General features: G+C 74.3%; 6 protein-coding genes. All 6 read right to left on the bottom strand.

Going from position 1 to position 5,878, the window contains the following annotated elements:
* Positions 1-50 precede the first annotated feature (50 nt).
* The 6 genes from ACFUK0_RS39260 to ACFUK0_RS39235 are packed head-to-tail and all read right to left on the bottom strand — an operon-like array spanning position 51 to position 5,802.
* Positions 51-974 (bottom strand): alpha/beta hydrolase, encoded by a 924-nt coding sequence (locus tag ACFUK0_RS39260; protein ID WP_380258720.1) that lies wholly within the window; start codon positions 972-974, stop codon positions 51-53.
* 20 nt (positions 975-994) lie between these two features.
* On the bottom strand, positions 995-2,110 hold the full coding sequence (locus tag ACFUK0_RS39255) for a branched-chain amino acid ABC transporter permease (RefSeq protein ID WP_380258718.1): 1,116 nt from the start codon (positions 2,108-2,110) through the stop codon (positions 995-997).
* Positions 2,107-2,994, bottom strand: coding sequence for a branched-chain amino acid ABC transporter permease (locus ACFUK0_RS39250; protein WP_380258716.1), 888 nt, complete (start codon positions 2,992-2,994; stop codon positions 2,107-2,109). The genes ACFUK0_RS39255 and ACFUK0_RS39250 overlap by 4 nt, the downstream gene beginning before the upstream one ends.
* On the bottom strand, positions 2,994-3,755 hold the full coding sequence (locus tag ACFUK0_RS39245) for an ABC transporter ATP-binding protein (protein WP_380258714.1): 762 nt from the start codon (positions 3,753-3,755) through the stop codon (positions 2,994-2,996). The genes ACFUK0_RS39250 and ACFUK0_RS39245 overlap by 1 nt, the downstream gene beginning before the upstream one ends.
* Positions 3,752-4,564, bottom strand: coding sequence for an ABC transporter ATP-binding protein (locus tag ACFUK0_RS39240; protein ID WP_380258712.1), 813 nt, complete (start codon positions 4,562-4,564; stop codon positions 3,752-3,754). Before ACFUK0_RS39240 ends, ACFUK0_RS39245 begins: the two co-directional genes overlap by 4 nt.
* Before the next feature lie 5 nt (positions 4,565-4,569).
* Positions 4,570-5,802 (bottom strand): substrate-binding domain-containing protein, encoded by a 1,233-nt coding sequence (locus ACFUK0_RS39235; protein ID WP_380258710.1) that lies wholly within the window; start codon positions 5,800-5,802, stop codon positions 4,570-4,572.
* Between the last annotated feature and the right edge of the window lie 76 nt (positions 5,803-5,878).

The following is a 5,878-nucleotide window of genomic DNA, read 5'->3' as shown; positions in this document are numbered from 1 at the left end:
GGCCACTGGTCACGACCAGTGGCCCGGCCTCCGCGGGTACCGCCTGCCTGCTATCCCTGCTGTCCCTGTTGTCCCCGCGCCGCCGCCAGCAGGTGCCGCGCCACCACCCGGGCGCCCTCGTCCCCCACCAGGATGCTGTAGTGGTTGGTGCCGTCCACCCGCCGCACCCGGACGCGATCGCGGTCGACGCCGGCGGCGGTCAGCCGCTGCTCGTCGTAGAGGCCCTGCGGCTCGTCCATCAGCCCCCGTTCGGCCCACAGCAGTTCGGTGGGGATCTCCAGTTCACGGACGGCCCGCAGCACCTCCGGCTCGAACAGCCCCACCCCGTCCACCCGGACGGCGTCGATCCGGCAGGAGGAGCGCAACTCCGGTTCGGTACCGGTCAGATCGCGCTGGATGTAGTCGTCGACCCACGGTGACCAGGCGCCGCCGAAGGCCGGGTGGGCCTGCCAGAAGGCGCGGTAGGCGGCCCGGTCGGGGAAGGTCGTCGAGAGCCGCCGCATGGCGGGGCCGATGACGGCCGTGAGCAGCTCGTCCGGCGCCAGGTCGGTGGGCGCGGGGAAGCCCGCGCCGCCGTCCACCAGGACGGCGGCGGCGAACGGTCCGGGGTGGCGGACGGCGGTCAGGGCCGCGACGAACGCGCCCATCGAGTGACCGGTCAGCACCGCGTCACGCAGGCCCAGGGCCTTGGCGAGGCCGGCGGCGTCCTCGGCGTGCGCGGGGATGCCGTACGGGCCGGGGAGGGCGGCGCTGGCGGCCCGGCCGCGCAGGTCCGGGGCTATCAACGTGGCCCGTCCGGCCAGGTGGTGGGCGACCCGGGCCCAGGACAGCGCGTTCGCGGTGATGCCGTGCAGGGCGAGCACCACGGGTGCGTCCGGTACGGCGGCCGGCCAGCGCAGTACGGCCAACTCGCCGCCGGCGACGGGGACGTGGAGTTCCTCGAACGGCGCAGGAGTGTCGCTGGTGTCGCTCATGGCAGTGGGTGTTCCTTTCGTCAGCTGTGCGCGGCCGCAGGGCGGGAGCGGTCGCGGGCGGCCCGCAGGCGGCCGGGCAGGCGCACGACGCCGCCGGGCAGCAGATAGACCACCAGGACGAACAGTGTGCCGAGCAGGAACAGCGGTTGCGAGAGCGGCACGCGCAGCACGGCGGGCAGCGAGGCCACCGCGTCGGACCCGGCCAGGTCGCCGAGCCGGTGATCGGCCCAGGTGTAGAGGACGCCGCCGACCAGCGGGCCCCAGCGCGTCCCGGAGCCGCCGAGCACCACCATCACCAGCAGCGACAGGGTGAAGTCCGAGGTGGTGGCCTGCGGGGTCGCACCGCCGGTGAGCAGCAGGTAGACGATGCCGCCGACCGCGGCCAGGGTGCCGGCCAGTACGAAGGCCACCAGCTTGAAGCCGTACGGGCGCAGGCCCAGCACCTCGACCCGGCGCTCGTTCTCCCGGATCCCCTCCCAGACCCGGCCGGTGGGGGAGCGGACGGCCCAGTGCACGGCGGCCAGCGTCAGCACCAGGTAGGCCAGGGCGATCCAGTACAGGTTGGCGGTGTGCTCGATGCCGACCAGGGCGGCGGGCAGCCGGTCGGCGGGCGCGGCCCGGCCCTCCTCGCCGCCGGTGATGCCGCCCGGGTCGCGTTCGACCAGGATCGACCCGGCCTGGGCGAAGGCGAGCGTCACCATCGAGAAGCCGATGCCGCTCATCCGCAGGCTGACCGAGCCGAGCAGGGCCGCCAGCACCACCCCGAAGAGCACCCCGAGCAGCGCGGACACCGCGAACGGCAGCCCTGCTTCGAGCATGATCGTGTTGGTGGCGTAGGTGCCGGCCGCGAAGTACAGCGCATGGCCGAAGGAGAGCAGGCCGGTGCGGCCGAGCAGCAGGTCGTAGCCGGTCGCCAGCGCGCCGAACAGCAGGCACAGGGCGATCAGTTGGAGACTGCCCGGGCTGCCGAGCGGCCCGTCCAGCAACCCGGGCAGCGGCAGCGAGCTGTACGGCGCGGTGAGCAGCACCAGCAGCAGCGCGGCCGGCCACCAGCGGGCGAGCCCCCGCAGCCTGCCCGCGCCGGAGACGGGTGGCAGGCCGGACACCTGGGGCTTCTCCGAAGTGGCGGTGGTCATGCGAGCCTCCCGGTGAGTCCGCGCGGCCTGACCAGCAGCAGGGCGGCGAGCAGGACGACGACGGCGAGGTCGCCGAGCCCGGCGGTGGTGTAGTAGTTGGCGAACTGCTGGACGAGCCCGACGGCCACCGAGGCGAGCGCGGCGCCGGTGACGGAGCCGAGGCCGCCCATCACGACGACCACGAAGGCGAAGATCAGCAGCGAGGTGCCCTGCCCCGGGTCGACGGACCCGAAGTACAGGCCGCCGAGCGCCCCGCCGAGGGCGGCGGCCGCCCCGCCGATGGCGAAGACCAGGGTGAACGCCCGGCGGACGTCGATGCCGAGCGCGGTGACCATGGCCCGGTCCTCGACACCCGCGCGCACCACCAGCCCGTGCCGGGTGCGGCCGAGGAACAGTTTCAGGACGGCCAGCACCACCAGGGCGGCGGCGATCAGCACCAGGCGGTTGACCGGCACCTGGGCGCCGAGCAGGCCGAACGTGCCGGTCAGCGCCTTCGGCCCGGGGAACGGCCGGGCGTCCGCGCCCCAGATGGCGGAGAGCAGCGCGGGCACGGCCAGGCCGACGCCGACGGTGGCGAGCACCTGCTCGCGCGGGCGCTCGTAGAGCGGGCGGATGACGGCGAGTTCGAGCAGGACGGCGGCGGCGGTGCCGACGGCCGTGCCGAACGCGACGGCGAGGACGAAGCCGAACCCGCCGGAGCCGGCGCCCGGCAGGTGCCCGGAGGCGGCCCACCAGGTGCCGTAGGCGCCGACGGAGAGCAGGGCGCCGTGGGCGAAGTTCAGCACGTCCATCAGGCCGAAGATCAGTGACAGGCCGGAGGCGACCAGGAAGTACAGCGCTCCCAGGCCCAGCCCGGTGAGGGTGAGCAGGACGACGGTCGGCATCAGAGTTCCTTGTTCGAGAGGGTGCCGGCCCCGGCGCGGCCGACGCCGAGCAGCCGGCGGGTCGCCTCGGCGTCGGTGAGCAGCTCGTCGGCGGGGCCGTGGTGCGCCGTGCGTCCGTCCGCGAGCACCACGCAGTGCTCGGCCAGGCGCCGGACCATGGCGAGGTTCTGCTCCACCAGCAGCACCGGGACGGCCTCGGCGGCCCGCTCCAGGACTCGCGCGACCTCGGTGACGACCTTGGGCGCCAGGCCCTTGGTGGGCTCGTCCGCGATGATCAGCCGGTTGCCGTTCAGCAGGGTGCGGGAGATCGCCACCATCTGCTGCTGGCCGCCGGAGAGCGTCCCGGCGGCCTGCCGGGCGCGCTGTTCGAGCTCCGGGAACAGCTCGTGCACGAGCGCGTACGCGGGCTCGCCCGCGCCGGGCCGCTCGGCGAGCCGCAGGTTCTCCGCGACGCTCAGCCCGGCGAACACGCCGCGGTCCTCGGGGGCGTAGCCGATGCCCCGGCGTACCAGCGCGTGGGTCGCCAGCCGTACCGTCTCCGTGCCGCCGAGCAGCACACTGCCGGTGCGCGGGACGAGGCCGAGGATGCCGCGCACCGTCGTGGTCTTCCCGGCGCCGTTGCGCCCCAGCAGGGCGGTGACACCGGCGGCGGCGACGTCCAGGTCGACGCCGTGCAGGATGTGCCGGCCGCCGATGACGACCCGCAGGTCCCTGACCCGCAGCAGTGGTTCGGCTCCGGTGGTCACAGCTTCGGTGGTCACAGTTCCTCCCCGAGGTAGGCCTGCTGCACGGTCGGGTCGGACATCACGGCGGGCGGGGTGTCCAGGGCCAGCAGGGTGCCGTGGTGCATCACGGCGAGCCGGTCGGCGAGGCCGAGCAGGACGTCCATGTGGTGCTCGACCATCAGGACGGTGCGGCCCTCGTCCCGGTGCAGCGAGCGGATCAGCGCGGTCAGCGCGGGCACCTCCTCGGCGCTCACCCCGGCCATCGGCTCGTCCAGCAGCATCAGCCGCGGCTCGCCGACGAGCAGGACGGCCAGCTCCAGCTTGCGCTTCTCACCGTGCGAGAGGTCCCGGGCGGGGGCGTCGGCGCGGTGCCCGAGCCCGGTGCGCTCCAGTACGTCCGCGACCCGGCCGGCGAACGAGCGGGCCCGGCGCCAGATCCGGTACGAGCCGCCGCCGGCGGCCTGCGCGGCGAGCCGGACGTGGTCGGCGACGCTCATCGCGGGCCAGAGGCTCGACGTCTGGAAGGTCCGGCCCAGGCCCCGCCGGGCCCGGGCGTGCGCGGGCTCGGCGGTGATGTCCGCGCCGTCCAGTTCGACGCTGCCCCGGGTGGCCGGGTTCAGACCGCTGACCAGGTTGAACAGGGAGGTCTTGCCGGCGCCGTTGGGGCCGATGAAGGCGAGGAACTCGCCCTCGTGGACGTCGAAGGAGACGCCGTCGACGATGGTGGCTCCGCCGACGCTCCAGCCCAGGCCGCGCAGGGCGAGCACCGGTGGCACGGCGGCCGGCGCCGCCCCGCGCGGCGCGCTCCCGGCGGCACCGGGCAGTGCGGTGTTCGGGGTTCCCATCGGTGTCAGCCCGCGATCGACTTCTGCGGCGGCGCGGCGGCCGACATCGGCAGGGCGTGGATCAACTCGGGCTTGGCGGCGGCGCCCTCGCCCGTCAGCCTGGCGGTGAACATCGGCTGGAGCAGCGCGTGGTCCTCGGCCCGGATCTGCTCGTCGCCCTTGGGGCCGTTGAAGCGCCAGTCCTCCAGGGCCTTGACCATGGCGGCGGTGTCGGTCGGGCTGCCGGCCTCGATGGCGTGCACGATCATCTGGGCGGCGGTGAAGCCGTCCGGGCTGAACAGGTCGGGCGTGCCGCCGGCCTTGGTCACGCCGTCCAGCATCGCCTTCTCGACCGGGTTGTCGCCCGCCGCGCCGGGGAAGTAGTGCGCGAGGAAGGAGATCTTCGCGGCGGCCGGCCCGAAGATCGGGTACGAGGCGGTGCCGGCCAGGCCGGTCACCACCTTGGTGGAGTCCAGCACACCCTGCTGGTCCAGTGCCGTCCAGAGCGCCGGCGCGGTCGCACCCGCCCAGGCGACGAAGACGAGATCCGGCGAGCCGGACTTCACCTGTTGCGCGAACGGCGTCAGGTCGGTGGCGCTCGGCGGCGCCAGCACCGAACTCACCACTGCGCCCTGGACCTCCAGCACCGACTTCACGGCGGCGACGTTGGCCTGTCCGAACGCGGAGTTCTGGGCGAGCACGGTGACCTTCTTGTCCCGGCCGTTCACCAGCATCGTGCCCGCCGTCAGGATGTCCTGGTAGGACTGCCGGCCGGAGCGGAAGGTGTACTTGTTGACGGCGGTCAGCGCGTCCGTGGCGGCTGCGCCGCTGATGAACAGCAGCCGGTTCTGGGCGGCCAGCGGCGCGACCTGGAGGGCCACGCCGGAGTCCGTGCTGCCGGCCAGGATCCTGTAGCCCTTGCCCGCGAGGTCCTTGGCCGCGGCGACGGCCTTCGCCGGATCGCCGGTGTCGTCCTGCTCGGTCACCTCGACGGGGTGGCCGGCGACCTTGCCGGTGCCCTTGGTGGCGTACGCCAGCCCGGCGGTGAAGCCCTCCATGTACTGCTTGCCGTAGGCGGCGAGCGGCCCGCTGCGCGAGTAGACCAGGCCCACCTTGACGGGCGAGGTGTCGCCGGCCGCCGCCTTGTCCGATCCCGCCGTCCCGGCGGCGGCGCACCCGGTGAGGAGGGCGCCGGCGGCGAGCAGCGAGAGTGCCTGGAGGGGTCTGCCGATGACGATGTGACTGCTGCGTGTACGCATGGTGCGGCTCCTGCCGGTGTCCGGCCGTCCGCCGCCGCCCGGCGCGGGAGGCCTCCTCGCGGAGACCTCCCGAGGG

Source organism: Kitasatospora sp. NPDC057223 (assembly GCF_042669755.1).
GTDB lineage: Bacteria > Actinomycetota > Actinomycetes > Streptomycetales > Streptomycetaceae > Kitasatospora.
This window is presented reverse-complemented; position numbering and strand designations above follow the sequence as displayed.